Here is a 3,038-nt window from a genome sequence, read left to right on the forward strand (position 1 = left end):
GAATAGGTAATAGGGAGTATAAATTAGTATTAAACTGTACTTCACCATCCTAAAAATTGCTGTAATTTTGAAAATTGATATCCTAAAGTAGGATTTTGATAGAATATTTGAAAAATTGTTCGTGATGTAGCAAAAAATCATACATTCCGATAAATTCCCTAAAAATAATGTAGTTTTGGCTCTGTTTTATATCCCACGTTCCGCACGTCAACTTGTAGTATTAAAAGTAGCATCAAAAAATAGTAGCTTGGTAAGTATTTATACTGAAGATATCCTATTCATTTACCTTTCGAGTCGAGTCAAATTCTCAGAAAAATCTTGAGCATAAATACTTAATTTAGCCAGATGTAATACCAAATTCAAAAAAGGCAGTTACATCTTAAGTTGTGATTTATTCCTAGAATAAAAAACTTGATAAATCCCATAAATTCTAAAAATTAAACCTTTTTTCCTCTTTTTTATTATTTTTTTTCTTTGCCTGTTGCCTGTTGCCTGTTGCCTGTTGCCTGTGCCGTGACTGTAGCAATATTTTATGAAATTGGTATAAGCTACCCATCATTCCCTACTGACTACTGACTATTGACTACTGACTACTTGCTCTTTATAATACATTTTGTTGTGCGAAATGTAGGTTATATCTAATATAATCTATTTGAAAATCGCTATAATTCTTTCTCCAGATTCCTGACTCTTTCTTCAATGATTAGTTAATTGAGCTAAAATCAATCACTTAAAACATACTAATTAGTTATTCTTGACTTTCCAAAATTGACTCAGAGGGAAATACAAAACAGGAGCCCAAAGACTACTAATAACAGCAGAACCCAAAGCAACTTGCTTATGCTGACTCCAAATTTCTGCAAAGCTTTGATTACCAATTAATCCAAACTGTATTGCCATGAAAGTTTCTGCAATAATAGCCATAATAAATGTCACTAAGGCTATAGAAATAAAATCTTCCTGAATGTAGCGTTTTTTCTGTAAAAAAGCTGTGACAAATCCAGCAAAAGCTAAAGGAATAATATGGGTAGGATAAGGAGCTGTCATGGCATCTTGAATTAATCCTAAAACTAAGCCAGCCACTAAACCTCCTATAATGGAGCTATGGCTACTCCAAGTAACTACCCAAATTAATAACCAGTTAGGTCCAATTCCCAAAATCTCCATTCCAGGAATACGAGTAAGTAATAGTAATGCACAAAGCACTACCGAGGTAATTGTGATTAGTAATTTGAAAATTATTTGCTGAGATAGATTAGACATCTGATGAGAAAGTACCTTTAATAATTTAATAATTTTAAATAGGTTGTCAAGAAGCTAATTATTCAATTTTTGACAATTGATAACTGATAACTGAAATGACCAATAAAATTAGGTCAATAGCCTCCTCTTTAAAGGGAATAAAAAAATAAAATTCACTATTTCAAGCATCCCTATTGCAGGAGATACTGTTAACTGTTAACTGTTAACTGATAACTGAAATGACAGGTCGCTCTTTTCCCACTATACCTTTCGAGAACTCGTAACTCTTTTAATTATTTGATAAACAATAAAAATAGAAAATCATATCAAGTTTTTTGAATTAATTCTTAATAAAATTATCCGCCCTAATTCTCCCCTTTATTTCGACTATTACCGAAAAATTAAGGTTTAAAGCCTCACCTTCGCTGCGCCACGGGCTGTCGCCCTACAAAGATAAAAAAGAAAAAAATCTTTTTATCAAATCCTATTCTTCTTTTTAAGAATAGGTAATTATTAATTATTGAACTCAGTTTCTTATTGCTTATTTACTATTATTTATTCATAAATATTCAACCAGAATATGATATAAATTTTAGCCAAAGAAAACTGATTGGGTGAGAAAAATATTGCTGGGCAAATCTCTATAATTTATTAACAGTATTTTGCTGACAAAGATGCTGCATTTTAATTTTTATGAAATACAATAACTAACCTCCTCAAGGGATAGAGCAAGAGAAAAATCAAAAAAACTGATTGCTCATAACTGACTCCTAATTGCTAATTGCTATTTTATTAACTTTCTGGTTTATTCTGTTTATTTGGATAAACATTAACCCATTCCAAAATATTCAGTGGCGCCGATAACTTAACAATAGCTTCTGGAGCAGGAGTATTAGTCAAATTAATCGATTCAACTGTTCCTACAGGCCAACCTGCTGGAAACAATTGACTATAAGCAGAAGTAGATACAGAATCACCAACTTTAATATCAGGAACATCATCAAAAAATTCCATCACAGCCGTATCATCATCCTGACCCTTCATAAAACCCATCTGACGACTACGAATAATTCCCACACCAACTTTACTGGTTGGATCGCTAACTAATAATACCTGGCTAGTATTAGGTGTAACGCTAATTATTCTACCTACTAAACCACCAGTTCCCATCACAATAAAACCTTCTTGAATACCGTCTTTACTACCTCTGCCCAAGGTTACTTTTTTCCACCAATAATCTGCACTTCTACCTATCACAGGAGCTACTACTCCTTTCACATTTTTAGTTTTTGTATAATTTAAAAGTTGTGTGAGACTCTTATTTTGTTGCTCTAATTCTTGTAATTTAATTTCTAGTTCTTTGATTCGAGCATTAACTAATATTTCTTGTTGAACAGGGCTAGGTTGAAATGGTAGACTAAGCCAATTATAAATTTCAAAAAATAAAGAAGCTTGAGTTTGTCTAACCCAAAAAGCTGCACTCACTGCTAAAACTAACAATGCAGCTTTTCGCATCATTTTTAAGCCTCGACGACGCAATGTTTGCATTAGTAAAACCTTTTTAAAATCTCTACTACTTTAGATTTTTTACTGCTGGTTGAAGTCAAAAGCAGGAACTTCTGTAATTGAATATTTTTCCTGAATAAATATATTTGCTAATAGCTAATACCAGTTTGATAAATTTTTGCTACAAATATTTAGGCTGCCACTGAGGAGACAGGAGTCAGCAGTCAGGAGTAAGAATAAATAGTTGAAATATTATTTATTGGCTTGAATATCCCTTTTTAATCAAAGGG

At 32.1% G+C, this 3,038-nt stretch carries 2 protein-coding genes; both read right to left on the reverse strand.

All coding sequences use genetic code 11. The features are described 5' to 3' along the window. Nucleotides 1-744: 744 nt before the first annotated feature. Nucleotides 745-1,263 carry a rod shape-determining protein MreD gene (mreD, locus tag AFK68_RS04045; RefSeq protein WP_094671696.1) on the reverse strand — a complete coding sequence of 173 codons (519 nt, stop codon included), beginning with the start codon at nucleotides 1,261-1,263 and terminating at the stop codon, nucleotides 745-747. A gap of 771 nt (nucleotides 1,264-2,034) precedes the next feature. Further along, on the reverse strand, nucleotides 2,035-2,790 hold the full coding sequence (gene mreC, locus AFK68_RS04050; RefSeq protein ID WP_094671697.1) for a rod shape-determining protein MreC: 756 nt from the start codon (nucleotides 2,788-2,790) through the stop codon (nucleotides 2,035-2,037). Nucleotides 2,791-3,038 lie beyond the last annotated feature (248 nt).

Source organism: Hydrocoleum sp. CS-953 (genome assembly GCF_002260545.1).
Taxonomy (GTDB): Bacteria; Cyanobacteriota; Cyanobacteriia; order Cyanobacteriales; family Microcoleaceae; genus Trichodesmium.